This window comes from Pseudomonas sp. LBUM1663 (assembly GCF_059695905.1).
In genome coordinates this window covers 4,367,183-4,384,880 of the sequence record NZ_CP166792.1, presented here as the reverse complement: position 1 = coordinate 4,384,880, position 17,698 = coordinate 4,367,183, and the positions used below count along the sequence as shown (strand labels likewise).

21 protein-coding genes are annotated in these 17,698 nt (G+C 59.2%); 13 read left to right on the top strand and 8 right to left on the bottom strand.

Annotated elements, in window-relative coordinates; all coding sequences use genetic code 11:
- Positions 1–9: 9 nt before the first annotated feature.
- On the top strand, positions 10–873 hold the full coding sequence (locus tag ACA075_RS20165; RefSeq protein WP_497294869.1) for a LysR substrate-binding domain-containing protein: 864 nt from the start codon (positions 10–12) through the stop codon (positions 871–873).
- Between the two features lie 109 nt (positions 874–982).
- Here the strand turns inward: ACA075_RS20165 and trhP are convergent, their stop codons facing one another.
- A complete protein-coding gene (gene trhP / locus ACA075_RS20160) occupies positions 983–2,311 on the bottom strand; it encodes a prephenate-dependent tRNA uridine(34) hydroxylase TrhP (RefSeq protein ID WP_497294867.1) in 1,329 nt (442 codons plus the stop codon).
- Positions 2,312–2,486: 175 nt separating this feature from the next.
- Between trhP and ACA075_RS20155 the strand changes: the two genes are divergently transcribed.
- Positions 2,487–3,548, top strand: coding sequence for an AI-2E family transporter (locus tag ACA075_RS20155; protein WP_497294866.1), 1,062 nt, complete (start codon positions 2,487–2,489; stop codon positions 3,546–3,548).
- Here the strand turns inward: ACA075_RS20155 and ACA075_RS20150 are convergent.
- The 3 genes from ACA075_RS20150 to ACA075_RS20140 all read right to left on the bottom strand — a co-directional run bounded on the left by ACA075_RS20150 (position 3,545) and on the right by ACA075_RS20140 (position 4,622).
- A complete protein-coding gene (locus tag ACA075_RS20150; RefSeq protein WP_497294864.1) occupies positions 3,545–3,727 on the bottom strand; it encodes a hypothetical protein in 183 nt (60 codons plus the stop codon). The genes ACA075_RS20155 and ACA075_RS20150 overlap by 4 nt on opposite strands.
- Before the next feature lie 99 nt (positions 3,728–3,826).
- The gene (locus ACA075_RS20145) at positions 3,827–4,021 is read right to left on the bottom strand and encodes a hypothetical protein (RefSeq protein WP_003179723.1); all 195 of its coding nucleotides are present in this window, start codon (positions 4,019–4,021) and stop codon (positions 3,827–3,829) included.
- A gap of 235 nt (positions 4,022–4,256) precedes the next feature.
- The gene (locus tag ACA075_RS20140) at positions 4,257–4,622 is read right to left on the bottom strand and encodes a hypothetical protein (protein ID WP_094468152.1); all 366 of its coding nucleotides are present in this window, start codon (positions 4,620–4,622) and stop codon (positions 4,257–4,259) included.
- 245 nt (positions 4,623–4,867) lie between these two features.
- Here ACA075_RS20140 and ACA075_RS20135 point away from each other — a divergent pair, with 245 nt between their 5' ends.
- Both ACA075_RS20135 and ACA075_RS20130 read left to right on the top strand, forming a co-directional pair.
- Positions 4,868–5,686, top strand: coding sequence for a shikimate 5-dehydrogenase (locus ACA075_RS20135; protein WP_497294862.1), 819 nt, complete (start codon positions 4,868–4,870; stop codon positions 5,684–5,686).
- Positions 5,687–5,927: 241 nt separating this feature from the next.
- Positions 5,928–6,446 carry a cupin domain-containing protein gene (locus ACA075_RS20130; RefSeq protein WP_497294861.1) on the top strand — a complete coding sequence of 173 codons (519 nt, stop codon included), beginning with the start codon at positions 5,928–5,930 and terminating at the stop codon, positions 6,444–6,446.
- Between the two features lie 84 nt (positions 6,447–6,530).
- Here ACA075_RS20130 and ACA075_RS20125 read toward each other — a convergent pair whose 3' ends face one another.
- Positions 6,531–7,178 (bottom strand): YceH family protein, encoded by a 648-nt coding sequence (locus tag ACA075_RS20125; RefSeq protein ID WP_497294859.1) that lies wholly within the window; start codon positions 7,176–7,178, stop codon positions 6,531–6,533.
- A gap of 310 nt (positions 7,179–7,488) precedes the next feature.
- Between ACA075_RS20125 and ACA075_RS20120 the strand changes: the two genes are divergently transcribed.
- Genes ACA075_RS20120 through ACA075_RS20100 form a run of 5 tightly spaced genes read left to right on the top strand, consistent with a single transcriptional unit; the run spans position 7,489 to position 11,599 of the window.
- Positions 7,489–8,466: an NAD-dependent epimerase/dehydratase family protein gene (locus tag ACA075_RS20120; protein ID WP_497294857.1), complete on the top strand. Its 978-nt coding sequence runs from the start codon at positions 7,489–7,491 to the stop codon at positions 8,464–8,466.
- Between the two features lie 45 nt (positions 8,467–8,511).
- Complete coding sequence (locus tag ACA075_RS20115; RefSeq protein WP_497294856.1) at positions 8,512–9,252, top strand: glycosyltransferase family 2 protein; 741 nt, start codon at positions 8,512–8,514, stop codon at positions 9,250–9,252.
- Positions 9,249–9,527 carry a lipid-A-disaccharide synthase N-terminal domain-containing protein gene (locus tag ACA075_RS20110; protein ID WP_076028031.1) on the top strand — a complete coding sequence of 93 codons (279 nt, stop codon included), beginning with the start codon at positions 9,249–9,251 and terminating at the stop codon, positions 9,525–9,527. The genes ACA075_RS20115 and ACA075_RS20110 overlap by 4 nt, the downstream gene beginning before the upstream one ends.
- 3 nt (positions 9,528–9,530) lie before the next feature.
- Positions 9,531–11,051, top strand: a complete 1,521-nt coding sequence (locus ACA075_RS20105) for an ArnT family glycosyltransferase (RefSeq protein ID WP_497294854.1) — start codon at positions 9,531–9,533, stop codon at positions 11,049–11,051.
- Positions 11,052–11,089: 38 nt separating this feature from the next.
- Entirely contained in the window at positions 11,090–11,599 is a 510-nt protein-coding gene (locus ACA075_RS20100; RefSeq protein WP_497294853.1) for a DUF1993 domain-containing protein, read from the top strand.
- Between the two features lie 186 nt (positions 11,600–11,785).
- Here ACA075_RS20100 and sstT read toward each other — a convergent pair whose 3' ends face one another.
- Complete coding sequence (sstT, locus tag ACA075_RS20095) at positions 11,786–13,018, bottom strand: serine/threonine transporter SstT (protein ID WP_497294851.1); 1,233 nt, start codon at positions 13,016–13,018, stop codon at positions 11,786–11,788.
- 278 nt (positions 13,019–13,296) lie between these two features.
- Between sstT and ACA075_RS20090 the strand changes: the two genes are divergently transcribed.
- Positions 13,297–14,451 carry an MFS transporter gene (locus ACA075_RS20090; RefSeq protein ID WP_497294849.1) on the top strand — a complete coding sequence of 385 codons (1,155 nt, stop codon included), beginning with the start codon at positions 13,297–13,299 and terminating at the stop codon, positions 14,449–14,451.
- Between the two features lie 4 nt (positions 14,452–14,455).
- Here the strand turns inward: ACA075_RS20090 and nhaR are convergent, their stop codons facing one another.
- On the bottom strand, positions 14,456–15,355 hold the full coding sequence (gene nhaR / locus ACA075_RS20085) for a transcriptional activator NhaR (RefSeq protein WP_497294848.1): 900 nt from the start codon (positions 15,353–15,355) through the stop codon (positions 14,456–14,458).
- Between the two features lie 135 nt (positions 15,356–15,490).
- On the opposite strand from nhaR, the gene ACA075_RS20080 reads away from it, so the two are divergent.
- Positions 15,491–15,733 (top strand): hypothetical protein, encoded by a 243-nt coding sequence (locus ACA075_RS20080; RefSeq protein ID WP_497294847.1) that lies wholly within the window; start codon positions 15,491–15,493, stop codon positions 15,731–15,733.
- 27 nt (positions 15,734–15,760) lie between these two features.
- Complete coding sequence (locus tag ACA075_RS20075; protein WP_219097677.1) at positions 15,761–16,510, top strand: TerC family protein; 750 nt, start codon at positions 15,761–15,763, stop codon at positions 16,508–16,510.
- Between the two features lie 73 nt (positions 16,511–16,583).
- Here the strand turns inward: ACA075_RS20075 and ACA075_RS20070 are convergent, their stop codons facing one another.
- The gene (locus tag ACA075_RS20070) at positions 16,584–16,754 is read right to left on the bottom strand and encodes a hypothetical protein (protein ID WP_497294846.1); all 171 of its coding nucleotides are present in this window, start codon (positions 16,752–16,754) and stop codon (positions 16,584–16,586) included.
- 223 nt (positions 16,755–16,977) lie between these two features.
- On the opposite strand from ACA075_RS20070, the gene ACA075_RS20065 reads away from it, so the two are divergent.
- On the top strand, positions 16,978–17,649 hold the full coding sequence (locus tag ACA075_RS20065) for a cysteine peptidase family C39 domain-containing protein (RefSeq protein ID WP_497299301.1): 672 nt from the start codon (positions 16,978–16,980) through the stop codon (positions 17,647–17,649).
- Positions 17,650–17,698: the final 49 nt, after the last annotated feature.

The window sequence follows — 17,698 nt, the reverse complement described above, 5'->3', positions numbered from 1 at the left end:
GGGTGATGTATGGAGTTGGCGCAGATTCGCATGTTCAAGACCGTTGCCGAGGTCGGCAGCATCGCCCGGGCGGCGGAGCTGTTGCATTGCGTGCCGTCTAACATCACGGCACGCATCAAGGCGCTGGAAGCGGAGTTGGGTGTGGCGCTGTTTCTACGCGAGGGGCGAGGTTTGCGCATCAGCCCGGCGGGGCAGACGTTTCTGACTTACGCCTCGAAGATCCTGGCGCTGACTGTTGAAGCCAAACGGGCGGTGGACCCTTCGGCCGAACCGTCCGGCCCGCTGCGTATCGGCGCCATCGAGTCCTCGGCCACCGGTCGTCTGCCGCGTCTGCTGGCCAAGTTTCACAAACGTTATCCCGGCGTCGCGCTTGAGTTGACCACCGGCACCTGGAGCCAGCTGCTCGATGACACGCTCAATCATCGGCTCGATGGCGCCATCGTCGCGGTGGATGTCGAGCGCTCGCAGCTAAAGCGCACGCCCATGTACCGCGAAGAACTGCTGCTGATTGCCTCGACATCCCTGGGGCCGGTACGCGATATCGCGGATTTGCAGGACAAGACCGTGTTCATGTGGCCCCAAGGCTGTCCTTACCGGGCGGCGCTGGAGCATTGGTTGTTACGGCAGGGACAGGCGCTGCCGATTGTCAGCCTGGCCAGTTATGGTGCGATAGTCGGGTGTGTCAGCGCCGGGGCCGGCGTCGCGCTGGTGCCTAAAGGGGTGTTTGACCAGTACGCCAAAGGGGCGGGGTGCGCGGGGTTTGAGTTCCCTGAGCTGACGGCTATCGACAACCTGTTTTACTGGCATGAAAACGCCGGGGTTCACCCGGCGCGGGAAGCGTTTGTGGCGATGTTGCGTGAGGAGTTCGCTTAACCGATTACCGGTGGGAGCGAGCTTGCTCACGATAGCCGTTCCACACTGAACGATGCAGTTGGCTGAAAGTCCGTCATCGCGAGCAGGCTCGCTTCCACAGAAATCCTGGTTATTGTGTAAGGCCCACATCCCGCATCAACAACCCGAACCGCAAATCCACCGCATCCGGGATCGGCACATACACCGTGTGCCCGTCACCCGGCGCCACGTCGATCGGCTCGCCTTTGCCATTCTGCAACTGATGCAGATCGAAGTGGAAATTACCCTGGGGCGTCATCAGTTCCATGTGATCGCCCAGGCTAAACCGGTTCTTTACCTTCACTTGCGCCAGGCGATCACGACGTTCACCGGTCAACTCGCCAACAAACTGCTGGCGCTCTGATACCGAGCTGCCGTGCTGATAGTTCTGGTATTCGTCATGCACATGCCGACGCAGGAAACCTTCCGTGTAGCCGCGCTGGGCCAGGGATTCCAGATCCGTCATCAAGCCGCGATCAAACTCGCGACCGGCCACGGCATCATCAATCGCGCGGCGATAGACCTGCGTGGTACGTGCGCAATAGAAGTGCGATTTGGTCCGGCCTTCGATCTTCAGTGAGTGCACGCCCATCTGTGTCAGTCGCCCGACGTGCTGCACGGCGCGCAGGTCCTTGGCGTTCATGATGTAGGTGCCGTGCTCGTCTTCGAAGGCCGGCATCAATTCGTCCGGGCGATTGGCTTCCTGCAACAGGAGAACCTGATCGGTCGGCGCGCCGATGCCCAGGGTCGGTTGAGGCTGGAATTGCTGAACGATTTCACCAAGCTGATTCTCCGTGGCCTGAATGGCCGAGTATTTCCAGCGACAGGCGTTGGTGCAGCTGCCCTGATTGGCATCGCGCTTGTTCATGTAACCCGATAACAGGCAGCGGCCGGAATAGGCCATGCACAACGCACCATGGACGAACACTTCCAGCTCCATCGCCGGGACTTGCTGGCGGATCTCGGCGATTTCTTCCAGCGACAGTTCCCGAGAAAGGATGATCCGGCTCAAGCCCTGTAGCTGCCAGAACTCGACACTGGCCCAGTTCACCGTATTGGCCTGCACCGACAAGTGGATCGGCATCTGCGGGAAGTGCCGGCGAACCAGCATGATCAGGCCCGGGTCGGACATGATCAGCGCGTCCGGCGCCATCGCAATCACCGGTGCCAGGTCGTTGAGGAAGGTCTTGAGCTTGGCGTTGTGCGGCGCAATGTTTACCACCACGTAGAAACGTTTGCCCTGCGCCTGAGCCTCTTTGATGCCGAGCGCGAGATTGGCGTGATCGAATTCGTTGTTGCGCACCCGCAGGCTGTAACGCGGCTGGCCGGCGTAGACCGCATCGGCACCGTAGGCGAAGGCGTATCGCATGTTTTTCAAGGTGCCGGCAGGGGCGAGCAGTTCTGGAGCAAGGAGCGTCATGGCGGTGTCGATCGCAAAAGTCCGAGAGAGTAATCGCCTTGCCCGCGGGGTTAATTGATCTGGATCTATGCTTGATGAACAAACGGATGGCACTCGCGCGAACCTTGGCGGACTAAGCATCAGCACGGCTCTTCAATACAAGAGCATCACCCCTGAGCACTGACATGGATCGGACATGAACGAAGAGACGGTACACAACAAATCGCTGGTGATTTTACTCGGGGTGGTCACCGCTGCGTTTATCTGGATTTTGCTGCCGTTCTACGGCGCGGTGTTCTGGGCGGTGATCCTCGGGATTCTGTTCGCGCCGCTGCAACGCCGGATTCAATTGAAGTTCGGCTGGCAGCGCAACCTGACGTCACTGCTCACCCTGAGCATCTGCCTGGTGATCGCGATCCTGCCGGTGATCATCCTCAGTATCTTGCTGGTCCAGGAAGGGGCCTCGCTTTACAAAAGCATCGAAAGCGGCGAACTGGACATCGCGGGGTATGTGACGCATTTCAAACACAGCCTGCCGCCGTACTTCCAGCATTTGCTGGATCGGGCCGGGCTTGGCGAGCTGGACGGGCTGCGGGAGAAAATCATCAAGAGTGCGGTGACGGGCAATGAATTTGTCGCCACGCAGGTCTTCAGTTTCGGTCAGGGCACGTTCGACTTTGTAGTCGGCTTCTTCATCATGCTCTACCTGCTGTTCTTCTTCCTGCGAGACGGCGCGGAACTGGCCCGTAAAGTTCGCTCTGCCATACCGCTGCAGGAACACCAGAAACGCCGCTTGCAGCTCAAGTTCAACCGCGTGGTTCGGGCGACCGTAAAGGGCAACCTGCTGGTGGCGATCACACAGGGCGCATTGGGTGGTTTGATTTTCTGGTTTCTGGACATCCCGAGCGCGTTGCTCTGGGCAGTCTTGATGGCGTTTCTATCGCTTTTGCCAGCGGTGGGGGCGGGGATTGTCTGGGCGCCGGTGGCTGCATTCTTCCTGTTCACCGGGTCAATCTGGCAGGGCGTGGTGCTGGGGTTGTTCGGGGTTTTTGTTATCGGCCTGGTGGATAACGTGCTGCGCCCGATCCTGGTGGGCAAAGACACGAAGATGCCGGACTATCTGATCCTCATCTCGACCCTGGGCGGCCTGGCGATTTTCGGCCTCAACGGCTTTGTCATCGGGCCGCTGATCGCGGCGCTATTCATGTCGAGCTGGGCGATCTTCATCGAAACCAAACCAAGGGTTCAGCTGCCTTAAGCGCTGAACTGCCCCTGGCCGATTTTTTGCGACAGTGCCTTGGCGGCCGGTAGCGAGGTGAGCGGTCCGCTGATCGGTTCGCCGTCCTGCACCAGATACCAACAGGCGAGCAATCCTAGCTCTCTGAGCGGTGCGGGAACGGCGCTGCCGATTACAGACATGATTTGAACCTGGGACATAAATACCTCCATCAATCGATGGAGCTACCTTACGGACCTGCCACTCGAACGGACAATCAACGCTTTCGATAGTCGTCATTGACACCAGTGAGGGTTGGGCTAGTCGACCACCAGGTCAAGCATATGGACCACTTCCTGCTCGTTGAGCAGGCCTTTGCGCACCAGGTTTTCTGCCAGCAGCGAAAGAAACTTGGCGCTGCGATGGCCTTCCAGGTGCTTGAGTTCGGTCAAAGCGTTGTACACCTTGCTGGAAGTGCACAAGCCGACAATGCGGTGCGGGTTTTGCGTGGGCATGAGGTCGTCCTTGTTTTTATCAACCTGTTGTTTACGGACAGGTCCAAGCTTGCGGACCTGGCATGACATAAATATGACCGTTTTTCCCGATACGGGGGAAGGGCGGGCGAGTCAATCTTGCCAACTTGAACCGCCCACACTGTCCCGACAGCGACCTTGACGCGATTTTCCCAGACCTTAGCCGACGAACGGTCACAAAAAAGCCCCGCTGATAAGGCGGGGCCTGATGAGTCTGTTACCAGCGGCCATAACCGTGGGGAGGGCCGTAGTAGCCGCGTGGTGGACCGTAATAACCACGAGGCGGACCATAGTAAACCGGCGGTGGCGCGTAGTAGACCGGTTGCTGCACGTAGACCGGCGCAGGCTGGTAATAAACCGGTGGCGGCTGTTGTATGTAAACCGGCTGCGGCTGGGCGTAGACCGGTTGCTGTACGTAGACAGGCCGGTTGCTGTTGATGATGGCCGAGCCGACGATTGCCGAACCAACGATCGCGCCAAATACCGCTGGACCCTGCCAACCGTGACCGCCGCCAGCCTCTGCCTGCCCTGTGATAGCAAGAGCTCCGAGCAGCAAGGCAACTGTGGGGATTTTACGGATCATGATAATTCCTCGGTTCTTCGACCCGGCGCTTGTGTCTGCAATAGACCCAAGGATTGTCGCGGGGATACCTCTAAGACAGCGTTTTTTTGAAAATCAGCACAGCCGCTGGGTAAATTTTGTGTAAGGTCTGTACCGACTTCTTTACGGCCCCGGCGAACCTGCTCAGGCACGCCGTAATAATCGATCAGACCACGATGGAATGGCTAATCCCGTCCATCTGAAAGTGCTTATGAAGGAGATGTTTCATGCAGATGAACCCCAACCGAGACACCCAGCTGTGCATGTCGCTTTCCGGGCGCCCCGGCAACTTCGGCCTGCGGTTTCACAATCATCTGTATGAACAGTTAGGCCTGAATTTTTACTACAAGGCGTTCAGCAGTCAGGATCTGCCGGGTGCCGTTGGCGGCATTCGTGCACTGGGCATTCGTGGCTGCGGCGTGTCGATGCCGTTCAAGGAGGCCTGCATTGCGCTGGTCGATGAGCTGGACGCGTCGGCGGCGGCCATTCAATCGATCAATACCATCGTCAACACCCATGGCCACCTCAAGGCCTACAACACCGATTACATCGCCATCGCCCAGCTGCTTGAAACCCATCAGGTGCCTAAGGAATCGACCTTTGCCCTGCGCGGCAGCGGCGGCATGGCGAAAGCCGTGGCCAGTGCCTTGCGCGATGGCGGCTATCAAAACGGCTTGATCGTGGCCCGTAACGAGCGCGCGGGTCGGGTGTTGGCTGAATCACTGGGCTACCAGTGGCAAGCGGAACTGGGCACTCAGCGTCCGCAGATGTTGATCAACGTCACGCCGATCGGCATGAGCGGCGGCCCTGAGGCCGATCAACTGGCGTTCGACGCTGAAACCATCGCTGCTGCCGAGACTGTCTTCGATGTGGTGGCAATTCCCTCGGAAACACCGCTGATCGTGCGCGGCCGCGCCGAGGGCAAACGCGTTATTACCGGGCTGGAAGTGATCGCGATCCAGGCGCTGGAGCAGTTTGTCCTGTACACAGGCGTGCGGCCGACGGATGAGCAGTTCAAGAAAGCGGTGGAGTTTGCTCGCGGTTGATCCTTCAAGTTATTGGTTGGCTGTACTGGCCTCATCGCGAGCAGGCTCGCTCCTACAGTGGGTCGGTGTCGTACATACATTTTATGTCCGACAAAAAAAACTGTGGGAGCGAGCCTGCGCGCGATGGGCGCAACTCAGTCCCCAGGCAAGCCCGATCAGTTGCCGCACATTTCCCTGCCTATACTCCCCGCCAACAAGCAAAGACTTGCCGCCCCAACCAATAAACCCTGCCCGAGGTCCCATGCATCCCCCCATTCTCAACCTGAATCAGGTCGAACTCGAACCGTTGCCCGAAGCCCTGGCGCCCACCGGTGAAACAGCCGGCCGCTACCAACAGAGAATGGCCCGCGTCGGCCAGCAGTTGGGGTCGAAAAAGCTCGGTTATCGGTTGTACGTGCTCGAACCAGGCATGCGTGGCAGCCCTTTTCACAGTCATCGGGTCAACGAGGAGATGTTTTACGTCGTGGCCGGGGAAGGGGAGGTGCGCCTCGGTGCCGAGCGTTTTCCGATCCGCGCCGGTGACGTGATCGCCTGCCCGCCGGGCGGTCCTGAAGCGGCGCACCAGATCATCAACAACAGCAAGGGCGAACTTCGCTACCTGGCGGTCAGCACCCAGCAATCGCCGGAGATTTGCGAGTACCCGGATTCCGGCAAATACGTGGTGATGGACGACTTCAAGGTCGACGCCGAAGGCAATGCCTCAGGCTTCGTCGCCATCGCCCGACCCGGCGACGGCGTGGATTACTGGGATGGCGAATAACCTTACAGGCATGGCGCAGATGTTGTAGCAGCTGCCGAGCTTGCCATGTGGAAGGCTCGACAGCTGCTACAGGGATCGTATTGGTTACTCGAGGCGTGCCAGTCGTTCTTCGAGTGCGGCAATTCGCGCCTCAAGCTCTTCGATCCGCTCTACGGATACGCCGCTACCGGCACCGCGTTCGGGCGGGTTTTGCCGGGCAGCGAGGATGACTTCGATATCCGCCGGATCACCCAACGCATGCATATAACGGTCTTCGCGCTGCCCGGCTTGACGGGGAATCAGCAGCGCCAGTCCGCGAGCAATCAACCGTTCCAGTTGATGCACCACCTGTTCGGCGTCTTCAAAATCATGCATGCGGCCGCTGCGGGTCAGCAGTTCATTGACCGTCTGCGGGCCTCGCAGAAACAGCAATCCCGCCAGAATCACCTGGGCCGGCACCAGTTCAAGCGCCTTGTCGACCTTATGCTCCCAGCGATCGGCACGGCTGCCCATCACCAGTTTGGTAAAGCCGCGACCTTCAAGGGCGCGCAGGCTTTGGCCTACCTGGCCTTGTGTCAGGTTCATCACCGGTTCGCGACTGGTTTTCTGATTGCAGGCAATCACCAGCGCATTGAGGGTCAACGGATAGGTTTCCGGGCTGGTGGCCTGCTTCTCGATCAACGAGCCCAGAATGCGGATTTCCGTGCTGTTGAGGCGCGGCTCGTCGAAGGTCGTCTCTTGCTCAATGCTCATTGTTCTGCGTCCTTTCCCGGTTTCATATTCTTCTCCTGCCGGCATGCACTTTAAATCGGCGTGCGCCAATGGCAACTGAATTCGTCGCTCCAGCTATGAAATGGTCATAAAACCAACATCAAACCATAACGCTATTTTTACAATCTGGCGGGCACCGTGTGCATGGCTGCGGACCACTGTCGCACATGGCCGGCGCAACGCCATGGCGTACCGACGACGTCCCTGGCCTTAACGATTTCACCCTGGAGCAAGGCATGAAGCTGATGTTGGTATCGACCCGCAATAATGCGCTCATCGGCGTGGCCCCGCTATGACCGTTCTAGTCACCGGCGCCGCAGGATTCATCGGCTTTCACACGGTCAAGCGCCTGTGTGAGCAAGGTATTGATGTGGTCGGCATCGATAATCTCAACGACTACTACAGCGTGGAACTCAAGCACGCACGGCTCAAGGAGCTGAGCGCCTTGTCCGGTTTTCATTTCAAGGTGCTGGACATTGTCGACAAGCCAGCCTTGATAACCTTGTTCAAGGATCACGCTTTCACCGAGGTCATCCATCTGGCTGCCCAGGCCGGCGTTCGCTACTCGCTGGACAGCCCGGACGTTTATGCGCAATCGAACCTGGTGGGTTTTCTGAATGTGCTGGAAGCCTGCCGACATTATCGCCCCAAGCATCTGATTTATGCGTCGAGCAGCTCGGTGTACGGCACCAACAGCAAAATGCCTTTTAGCGTGGAAGATGCCGTCGATCACCCGATTTCGCTGTATGCCGCCAGCAAACGCGCGAATGAGCTGATGGCTCACAGCTATTGCCACCTGTATGGACTCAAGGCCAGCGGCCTGCGGTTTTTTACCGTTTACGGACCTTGGGGGCGCCCCGACATGGCGCTGTTCAAATTCACCCACGCGATCCTCAACGACAAACCAGTCGACCTTTACAACCAGGGCCAGATGTCGCGCGACTTCACCTACATCGACGACATCGTCGAAAGCATTGCGCGCCTGCGCCCACGACCGCCGTTGCCGGACCGCCCTGGCGAGGGTGTCAACCGGATTTACAACATCGGCCGCGGCATGCCGGTGGCGCTGCTGGACTTCGTCGGCTGCCTTGAGTCGACGTTAGGGATTCAGGCCCGGCGCAACTTTCTGCCGCTCCAGGCGGGCGACGTGGTCAAGACCTGGGCGGACGTGTCGGCATTGGCACAGTGGGTCGATTTCCGTCCGCAAGTGACGGTTGAAACCGGCGTCGCGGAATTCGTGAAGTGGTATCGCCACTTTTATCAGAGATGAAATGTTGGCCCTCGATCATAAAAATCAAGGGTAATAGGGGCCTCTATGAACCAAGACATATTTGTATCCGTGCTGATCCCGGCAAAGAACGAAGCGAACAATCTCAAATCGCTGCTCGAAGAAATCCGTATCGCACTGGCCGATGAGGCGTATGAAATCATCGTCGTGGACGACGGCAGTACTGACGCCACTTTGCAGGAACTGCGACAGAGCAAATACAGTGGCTTGAGCACGTTGCGCATCCTGCGCCATGAGCGTTCGCTGGGGCAGAGCACTTCGCTCTACCATGCGGCGCTCGCCGCCCGGGGCCAATGGCTGGCCACGCTCGATGGCGACGGTCAAAACGACCCCGCGGATATTCCCGGCATGCTGGCGTTGGTGCGCAGTGAGCTGGGCATCGTCGACCTTCAATTGGTCGCCGGGCACCGGGTCAACCGCCGCGATAGTGCTAGCAAGCGCTGGGCCTCGCGGTTTGCCAACGGGCTGCGCAGCCGCATGCTCAAGGACCAGACACCCGACACGGGTTGCGGGTTGAAACTGATCCAGCGGGCCGCGTTTCTGCGCTTGCCGTACTTCGACCATATGCACCGCTTCATTCCTGCGCTGATCCAGCGCCACAACGGCCGCATGATCACCCACCCGGTCAATCATCGACCGCGCACAGCCGGGGTCTCCAAATACGGCAACATCGACCGCGCCTTGGTGGGAATTCTCGATCTGGTCGGCGTCTGGTGGCTGATCAAGCGCACGCGACTGAACACCCATGCGCAGGAGATGGAAGGATGAACCTGTCCCGCGAGACCCTGTGGCTGGTGGTCGGTTTCAGTGGCCAGATCGCCTTTACCGGACGCTTTGTCCTGCAGTGGCTGTACAGCGAATACAAAAAACGCAGCGTGATACCGGTGAGCTTCTGGTATCTGAGCATCGTCGGCAGTGCGCTGTTGTTCGCTTATGCCATTTACCGACAGGATCCGGTGTTCATCGCCGGTCAGGCATTTGGCTCCATCGTGTATTTGCGCAACCTGCAATTGATTGCCCGCAGCAAAACCTTGAAGGACTGACCCGTGCGCCGAACCCTGTCACCCAGCGTTGAATGTCTGGGACTGATGTTGCTTGCTCTTTTACTGGTCGGCGCAGGACTCGGCCTGCGTCAGCCGCAGAATGTCGATGAGGAGCGATTCCTCGGCGTTGCGCTGGAGATGCTCAACAACGGTTCATGGTTAATTCCCCACCGTGCCGCAGAGATATACGGCGATAAACCACCGATTTTCATGTGGACGGTTGCGCTTTTCACCTGGATCACCGGCATCCCCGCCCTTGCCCTATATATTCCGGGGCTTTTGTCTGCCACATCGGTCACGGCCATGCTCTACGACTTGGGCCGAAGGCTATGGAATCAGCGTGCCGGGAGGACGGCAGCGCTCCTGTACCTGGCGACGTATCAGACGTACAGCATTTTGCGGACCGGTCAGATCGACAGTTTTCTGATTCTGTTTACCTCGCTGGGGCTGTACGGCCTGGTGCGTCATCTGCTGCTTGGGCCGGCCTGGCGTTGGTTTTACGTTGGGTGCGCGGCCATGGGGATTGGTGTGATCACCAAAGGGGTCGGCTTCGTCCCGGCATTGATGTTGATTCCGTATGCCTACGCAGTGCGCAAAGGCTGGCCCGGTGTGGTGGCCATGCCGGGCGCGGCGCGCAAGTGGTGCCTGGGTTTTTTGGTGGTGCTTGGCGCCATCGCGATCTGGTTGCTGCCCTTGGCGGTGTCCATCGTATTCAATGGCGCCGCTGACGAAGTCGCCTATGCGCGGGAAATTCTTCTGCGCCAGACAGCGGGGCGCTATGCGGCAGCCTGGGATCATCGAGAACCGTTCTGGTATTTCTTCGTCAACGTCATCCCGCAATATTGGCTGCCGCTGGTGCTCGCGTTGCCATGGCTGGTGCCCGCCTGGAGCCGGCAACTGCGCAAGCGCGATGGACGAGTGCTGGTGTTGCTGGGGTGGGTCGTGCTGGTCGTGCTGTTTTTCTGCCTGAGCAGCGGCAAGCGCAAGTTGTACATCTATCCGGCGCTGCCGGGGCTGGTGCTGATCGCTGCGCCGCTGATTCCGTGGCTGTTAAAGCGCTGGTTCAGCCAGCGCCCACGCGGTTGGCGGGTATTTCAGGTGGTGGCCGTGGCCTGGTTCACGCTGTGGTTCGCCCGCGGTTTTATCGAGCCGGTCAAGGACGGACCCAATCCTCACAAGGCACTGATGGTGCAAGCAGCGCAGATGACCCAAGGCGCGGACCTGGTGTTGGTCAACTGGCGCGAGGGCCATTGGTTGTTTGCCCGACAGCCGATCGTTCATTTCGGAATGACCCGTTCCACGGTCGAGCAAGCGGCGCAATGGTTGCGCGAACACCGTCAGTCATACGCGTTGGTGCCGGATGAATTGCTCAGCCAGTGCTTCAATCCCCAGGCTGCCCATGAGCTGGGTGAGACCTCGCGTGCACAGTGGTCGATCGTCGGTGCCGATGCCGATAACGGTCGTTGTCATCCTGGCCCGCCCGACACTATCTATCGCTTCACCTGGGACCGCGCATCGCTATAATCGCCCCACGTTTCCCCCTGTCACCACACGAGACTGCCATGACTATTTCCCTGTATGCCGCTTCGGTTCCTGTTTTCCAACAAATGCTCAACGCCCTGAGCGACGTTCTGAACAAGGCCGAAGCCCACGCCTCCGCCAAGAACATCGACCCCAACGCGTTCCTGCAAGCCCGGCTGTACCCGGACATGTTCCCGCTGGTGCGTCAGGTGCAGATCGCCGTTGATTTCGCCAAAGGCGTTTCCTCGCGCCTGGCCGAAATCGAAGTGCCGAAGTACGACGACACCGAAACCACCTTCGCTGAACTGCAAGCCTTGATCGCCAAGGTTCTGGCTTACATCGGCGAGATCAAGCCTGAGCAGATCGATGGCAAGGAAGGCATCGAGATCGTGACGCGTCCAGGCACCCCTAAAGAGAAGCGCTTCAGTGGCCAGGCTTACTTGCTGACCTACGGCCTGCCGCAGTTCTTCTTCCACGTCACCACCGCTTACGCACTGCTGCGTCACAACGGCGTGGAAGTGGGCAAGCGCGACTACATGGGCGCGTTCTAAACCGCTTAGGTACAAAAAAGCCCCCGCAGCCTGAGGTTGCGGGGGCTTTTTCATGCGTAAACATTGTGCGACTACACCACAAATCCTGTGTGAGCGAGCCTGCTCGCGATGGCGATCCTACATTCGACATTGATGTCGACTGGTATGGCCTCATCGCGAGCAGGCTCGCTCCCACAGGGTGAAGTGTTATGCCAGACGTTGGGCTTTCTCTTCTTCACCCAGGCAAGCCGCGGCGGTGAACAGCACGTCCGTAGACGAGTTCAGCGCAGTCTCCGCAGAATCCTGCAACACCCCAATAATGAAGCCCACCGCCACCACCTGCATGGCGATTTCACTTGGAATGCCGAACAGGCTGCACGCCAGCGGAATCAGCAACAACGAACCGCCGGCCACGCCCGAAGCGCCACACGCACAAATTGCCGCCACCACACTGAGCAGAATGGCCGTCGGGATGTCCACGGCGATGCCCAAGGTATGCACGGCCGCCAGGGTCAGCACGGTGATGGTGATCGCCGCGCCGGCCATGTTGATGGTGGCGCCGAGCGGAATCGATACCGAGTAAGTGTCCTCATGCAGGCCCAGGCGCTTGCTCAATTCCAGATTCACCGGAATATTCGCCGCCGAACTGCGGGTGAAAAACGCCGTGATGCCGCTTTCCCGCAGGCAGGTCAGCACCAGCGGATACGGGTTGCGTCGCAGTTTCCAGAACACAATCACCGGGTTCATCACCAGCGCCACAAACAGCATGCAGCCCAGCAGCACGGCCAGCAGATGCACGTAGCCGATCAATGCACCGAAGCCGGACGTGGCCAGGGTCGACGCGACGAGGCCGAAGATCCCCAGCGGCGCGAAACGAATCACCAGGCGCACGATCAGGGTCACGCCATTGGACAGGTCGCCGAGTACCTCGCGAGTGGTATCACCGGCATGGCGAATCGCAACGCCCATGCCAATCGCCCAGGCCAGAATGCCGATGAAGTTGGCGTTCATCAGCGCGCTGACCGGGTTGTCGACCACGCTGAGCAGCAGACTTTGCAACACTTCGCTGATGCCGCCCGGTGCGGTGACAGCGACGTCATGGGTGGACAGCACCAGACTGGACGGAAACATCATGCTGGCAACGACCGCGACCACCGCAGCGGCAAACGTGCCCAGCAGGTACAAAAACAGAATCGGCCGGATGTGGGTTTCCTGGCCGTGCTTGTGGTTGGCGATCGAGGCCATGACCAGCACGAACACCAGAATCGGCGCGACGGCTTTGAGTGCCGAGACGAAGACCTTGCCGATAAATGCTGTGGACTTCGCCACGTCCGGCGCGATCAGCGCCAGGGCAATCCCGGCGATCAGGCCGATGATGATTTGCGAGACCAGGCTCAGGCTTTTCAAGCGTTGCAATAGCGAGGGGGATGGAGCAGTCATAAAACGGCATCTCTGATTATTAGGTGCGGGGTGTCGCGACATCAATGCCAGCGAATGGCCGATGAACAGGGTGTACGTATCGCAGGGCGCGGACTTTATCACAGCGTGGTCTTCATCCTTCAGACCTGTGACGATCTGCCGCCCGCGTGATCAACGAGATCGGCAGGTTCGTGCAACCCTCATCGGAAACACTCTGTTAAGATTGCGCATCCTCATTTTCAAGTCATGCCAGTGGGCCTTCGGGCTATCGCTGGTGTCGTCGTTTTCTGGAGTTCTGCATGCTGTTGCCCATCCTTCTGTTGTCGGCCGCCGGATTTACCGTGCTGACCACGGAGTTCATCATCGTCGGCCTGTTGCCGGCGATTGCCCGAGACCTTGAAGTCAGCATCCCCCAAGCGGGTTTGCTGGTGACCCTGTTCGCCTTCACCGTCGCCGCGTTCGGGCCGTTTCTGACCGCGTACTTCGCAAGGTTCGAGCGGCGCAAGCTGTTCATCTCGGTGCTGATCATGTTCGGCCTGGCCAACACCCTCGCGGCGTTTGCGCCGAACATCTGGGTGATGGCCATTGCCCGGCTGATCCCCGCGTTGGGGCTGCCGGTGTTCTGGGCGCTGGCCAGTGAAACCGCCGTGGACATCGTCGGGCCGGATTACGCGGGGCGGGCGATCGCCAAGATCGGTTTCGGTATTGTCTGCGCCACGGTGTTCGGCATTCCGGTCGGCACGCTGATCTCTGATGCGTTCGGCTGGCGCAGTGCCTTTGGCATTCTGGCGGTGATCGCGTTTGCGAAGGCGTTGCTGCTGTTTATCTACCTGCCGAAAACCAATCTGCATCAGCATCAGGTGAGCTTCCGTTCGCAGTTCAAGATCCTGCGCAGCCCGTTGATGCTGGGCCATGTGCTGCTGTCGATCCTGGTGTTCAGCGGCATGTTCACCGCTTACACCTACCTGGCGGACATCCTTGAGCGTCTCGCCGGTTTCAACGGCACGGTGGTCGGCTGGTGCCTGATGGGCTTCGGCGCGGTCGGTCTGATCGGCAACTCGTTGGGCGGCCGCGCGGTGGATCGTCATCCGCTGATGGCTTCGATGATGTTCTGCACGTTCATGATCGCCGGCATGGTGGCGTTGGTGCCGAACATTCATTCGCCACTCGGTCTGGCGGCGGCGATGGGGATCTGGGGCGTGACTCAGGCGGCGTTGTTCCTGGTCAGCCATGTGCGATTGATGAAGGCTGCGCCCGAGGCACCGGCCTTTGCCGCGTCGCTGAACATCGCCGGCGCCAACCTCGGCATCGGCCTGGGTGCGATGGTCGGCGGACGCGTGATCGACAGCGTTGGCCTGGGCGGGCTGGGTTTTGCCGCAGCCGCGTTTATCCTGGTTTCGATTCTCCTGGCCATGGCGCTGATGACCATGAAGCCGCGCGAAATCTGCGCCTGACCCTTCACACCTCGGTGAACAGCTCGCGTCGGGCACCTTCGGTAATCGCCACAATGCCGGGGTGCTTGACCTTGCGTTCCACTGAAATGGCGTAGAACGACTCCGTCACGGCGTCGGTCTGGCCAATCAACTCCACGCCGTATTGGCGTTTCACCTCGTCGGCAATCACGCTCGGGCCGATGAAAATCCCGCTGCCCGATTGACCGAAAGCCTGCATCAGCGCGCTGTCGTCGAACTCACCGACAATGCGCGGCTGGATCTGCTGCTCGGCAAACCAGCGCTGCAAGCGGCTGCGCACCACGGTCTCCGGCCCGGGAATCAATAGCGGTGCGCCGTGCAGGCTGCGTGGGAAATCCTGGCCGTACTGCGCTGCCAGTTCGGCGGTGGCGAAGAAGCTGATCCCGCATTCTCCGAGTTTCTGGCTGTAACCCTTTATGTCCAGGTGCGAAGGCATCGGGCTGTCGGAGATCACCAGGTCTAGACGCTGGATCGCCAGATCGGCGAGAAGCCGTTCGAGTTTGTCTTCGCGGCAGGTGATGCGCAGCGGCTCGCTCAATTCCATGGTCGGCGCGATCAGGCGATAGACGATGGATTTGGGCACCACATCGGCGACGCCCACCCGGAACAGGATCTGCTGTTCGTTGGGTTGCGCCCGCAGCATCAATTCCAGTTCGCCGCCCAGTTGAAACATCTGCTCGGCGTAGGGCAGGGTCTGACGCCCGGCCTCCGTCAGCTCAAGCTGCCGACCGACCCGCCGGAACAGCTCGATGCCATAGGTGTGTTCGAGTAGGGAAATCTGCCCGCTGATGGTTTGGGGTGTCAGGTTCAGCTGCTCGCAGGCGCGCACGATGCTGCCTGTCTTGGCCACCACCCAGAAGTAATGCAATTGCCGATAATTAAGCATGACGGCCTACAGTTCGTAAAAACCGAAGTATAACCGCTAAAAATACGAATTTTCCTGAAGTGTTTGCCTCCCTAGAATGCCTCGCTATCAACGGGCCACCGTTTCGACCCGTTTTGTTCTATCGAGGAAAGCATCATGAAGCTTAAAACCACGGCACTGCTGATTGCGTCTTTACTGGTACTGGCCGGTTGCGACCAGGCCGAGAAAAGCGCTCAGCAATTGATGGGCAAGGCTGCCGAAACCGCCAAACAGGCGATCGACGACACCCACAAAGCCGCCGAAGCGGCGATCAGCGATGCCACCGGCGGCCTGATCAGCAAAAAAGAACCATCGGCCGAAGATAAGAAGAAAACCGAATCTTCGTCCCAGGACATCTAAACCGTTCAAACGAGTCAGGACTGACCCATGGAATACCTTTTAGAACTCGCTGCAAGCCCCACCGCCTGGGTCGCCCTGGCCACGTTGATCGTCATGGAAATCGTGCTCGGCATCGATAACCTGATCTTCATTTCGATCTTGACCAACAAGCTGCCCGAGCAGCATCGGCAGAAAGCACGCCGCATCGGTATCGGCATGGCGCTGATTCTGCGACTGGGCCTGCTGAGCACCATCGCGTTCATCGTCCAGTTGACGGAGCCGGTGATTGATATTCTCGGCCACGCGTTCTCCTGGAAGGACATGATCCTGATCGCCGGTGGCCTGTTCCTGTTGTGGAAGGCGACCACCGAGATCCATCACAGCATGGACCCGGCACCGAATGATCCGATGTCGGCCACCTCGACCGTGACCCTGGGCTTCGCCGCTGCGATCGGTCAGATCCTGATGCTGGACATGGTGTTTTCCATCGACAGCATCATTACCGCTGTGGGCATGACCGAGCATTTGCCGATCATGATCATCGCCGTGGTGGTGTCGGTGCTGGTGATGTTGCTGGCGGCTGATCCTCTGGCCAAGTTCATCAACGACAACCCGACGGTGGTGATGCTGGCGCTGGGCTTCCTGATCATGATCGGCATGACGCTGATCGCTGAAGGTTTCGGTGCTCACGTGCCTAAAGGCTACGTCTATGCGGCTATGGCCTTCTCGGCGACCATCGAGGGCTTGAACATGATGTCGCGTCGGGCCAAGCAGAAGAAAATAGCGGCTGAAGCTTAACCCGCAAAAACGAAACGGCCGCCTGCGCTCAAAAGAGCCCAGGCGGCCGTTTTTGTTTGCGAATCCGAAAAGATCAGTGCGCGGTCGCGTGACGTACCGGTGGTTTATCGGTCTTGGCCACAGGCGACGATTGAGCGGGGTGGTGATGGTGCCGACGGGTTATCCGCAAAACGCCCCACAACATGGCGGCGGCCACGGCCAGCCAGCCGGAAATCAGCATCACGATTGTCATTGTCAGGCTCATCAGTGCCTCCTCTTTGCCCTGCATCGGGCGCACACTCTTTGCAAATGACAGTCTAGTCGTTGCTGTGTTTCAGGCTATTGACCAAAGGTCGGCTGTCATCAACCAGTTCGCTCTATTGAATGCACTCAACTGCGGGTTAAGGCTATACCGACGTAGCGTGGCGTCCTATGATCGACGGCCAAGCCGGGAGCGTATTGCCTGGCGTCTTAACAAGAGAGTGATGATCGTGCGGGTATTTTCTCGGATTCGAGCGGCGGCGCTGATGGTGGGTTGCGTCGCAGTTTTGGCAGGATGCGCGGGGAGTGTGGCACCGGAGATCAAGCGGCTGCCGGAACGTGTCGAACTCAGCGGCACGTTCTACCGTGGCCAGGACTATCAGAGCGGACCACAGGTACTGGCCAGCATGCTGGCACAGCAGGGCGTCGTGATTACGCCCGGGCTGCTCGAAAAACCCTTGCACTTGCCGGGCGCCGAAGCTCAGTTGCAGCAGAACATGCAAAACCTTGCTCGTGAGTACGGGATGGTGGTTTATCCCCTCGACAGCCATTTGCCGGCACTGTTAACCCAGGTCGCGGCCGGCTATCCGGTGATGGTGCGCTTCACTGAAGGCACGGCGCTCTGGGCTGAACCACGTTACGCCATTCTTGCCGGGTACAACCGTCAGAAGCAGACGGTGTTGCTGCGCGCCGGCATGAACCGCCGGAATTTGATGAGCTTCAGTTCGTTTGAGTCCTCTTTCAAAGATGCCGGCGGCTGGGCTGTATTGATTCAGAAGCCTAATCAGATACCTGCCAACGTCGATCAGCCGCGTTGGCTGAAGGCGGCGAGCGATCTTGGCCAGGCCGGTCAGGAACAGGCCGCTGCACGTGCGAAGAAAGCGCTGACCGCGCAATAGGTTTCCGTTCGTCATGTGCCCGGCACCGCGGGGCACACTTGGCCTCTAA

Excerpts from the sequence above, each read along its gene's own strand:
- ACA075_RS20165 (WP_497294869.1), top strand. The coding sequence starts at position 10 with ATGGAGTTGGCGCAGATTCGCATGTTCAAGACCGTTGCCGAGGTCGGC.
- trhP (WP_497294867.1), bottom strand. The coding sequence starts at position 2,311 with ATGACGCTCCTTGCTCCAGAACTGCTCGCCCCTGCCGGCACCTTGAAA.
- ACA075_RS20155 (WP_497294866.1), top strand. The coding sequence starts at position 2,487 with ATGAACGAAGAGACGGTACACAACAAATCGCTGGTGATTTTACTCGGG.
- ACA075_RS20150 (WP_497294864.1), bottom strand. The coding sequence starts at position 3,727 with ATGTCCCAGGTTCAAATCATGTCTGTAATCGGCAGCGCCGTTCCCGCA.
- ACA075_RS20145 (WP_003179723.1), bottom strand. The coding sequence starts at position 4,021 with ATGCCCACGCAAAACCCGCACCGCATTGTCGGCTTGTGCACTTCCAGC.
- ACA075_RS20140 (WP_094468152.1), bottom strand. The coding sequence starts at position 4,622 with ATGATCCGTAAAATCCCCACAGTTGCCTTGCTGCTCGGAGCTCTTGCT.
- ACA075_RS20135 (WP_497294862.1), top strand. The coding sequence starts at position 4,868 with ATGCAGATGAACCCCAACCGAGACACCCAGCTGTGCATGTCGCTTTCC.
- ACA075_RS20130 (WP_497294861.1), top strand. The coding sequence starts at position 5,928 with ATGCATCCCCCCATTCTCAACCTGAATCAGGTCGAACTCGAACCGTTG.
- ACA075_RS20125 (WP_497294859.1), bottom strand. The coding sequence starts at position 7,178 with ATGAGCATTGAGCAAGAGACGACCTTCGACGAGCCGCGCCTCAACAGC.
- ACA075_RS20120 (WP_497294857.1), top strand. The coding sequence starts at position 7,489 with ATGACCGTTCTAGTCACCGGCGCCGCAGGATTCATCGGCTTTCACACG.
- ACA075_RS20115 (WP_497294856.1), top strand. The coding sequence starts at position 8,512 with ATGAACCAAGACATATTTGTATCCGTGCTGATCCCGGCAAAGAACGAA.
- ACA075_RS20110 (WP_076028031.1), top strand. The coding sequence starts at position 9,249 with ATGAACCTGTCCCGCGAGACCCTGTGGCTGGTGGTCGGTTTCAGTGGC.
- ACA075_RS20100 (WP_497294853.1), top strand. The coding sequence starts at position 11,090 with ATGACTATTTCCCTGTATGCCGCTTCGGTTCCTGTTTTCCAACAAATG.
- sstT (WP_497294851.1), bottom strand. The coding sequence starts at position 13,018 with ATGACTGCTCCATCCCCCTCGCTATTGCAACGCTTGAAAAGCCTGAGC.
- ACA075_RS20090 (WP_497294849.1), top strand. The coding sequence starts at position 13,297 with ATGCTGTTGCCCATCCTTCTGTTGTCGGCCGCCGGATTTACCGTGCTG.
- nhaR (WP_497294848.1), bottom strand. The coding sequence starts at position 15,355 with ATGCTTAATTATCGGCAATTGCATTACTTCTGGGTGGTGGCCAAGACA.
- ACA075_RS20080 (WP_497294847.1), top strand. The coding sequence starts at position 15,491 with ATGAAGCTTAAAACCACGGCACTGCTGATTGCGTCTTTACTGGTACTG.
- ACA075_RS20075 (WP_219097677.1), top strand. The coding sequence starts at position 15,761 with ATGGAATACCTTTTAGAACTCGCTGCAAGCCCCACCGCCTGGGTCGCC.
- ACA075_RS20070 (WP_497294846.1), bottom strand. The coding sequence starts at position 16,754 with ATGAGCCTGACAATGACAATCGTGATGCTGATTTCCGGCTGGCTGGCC.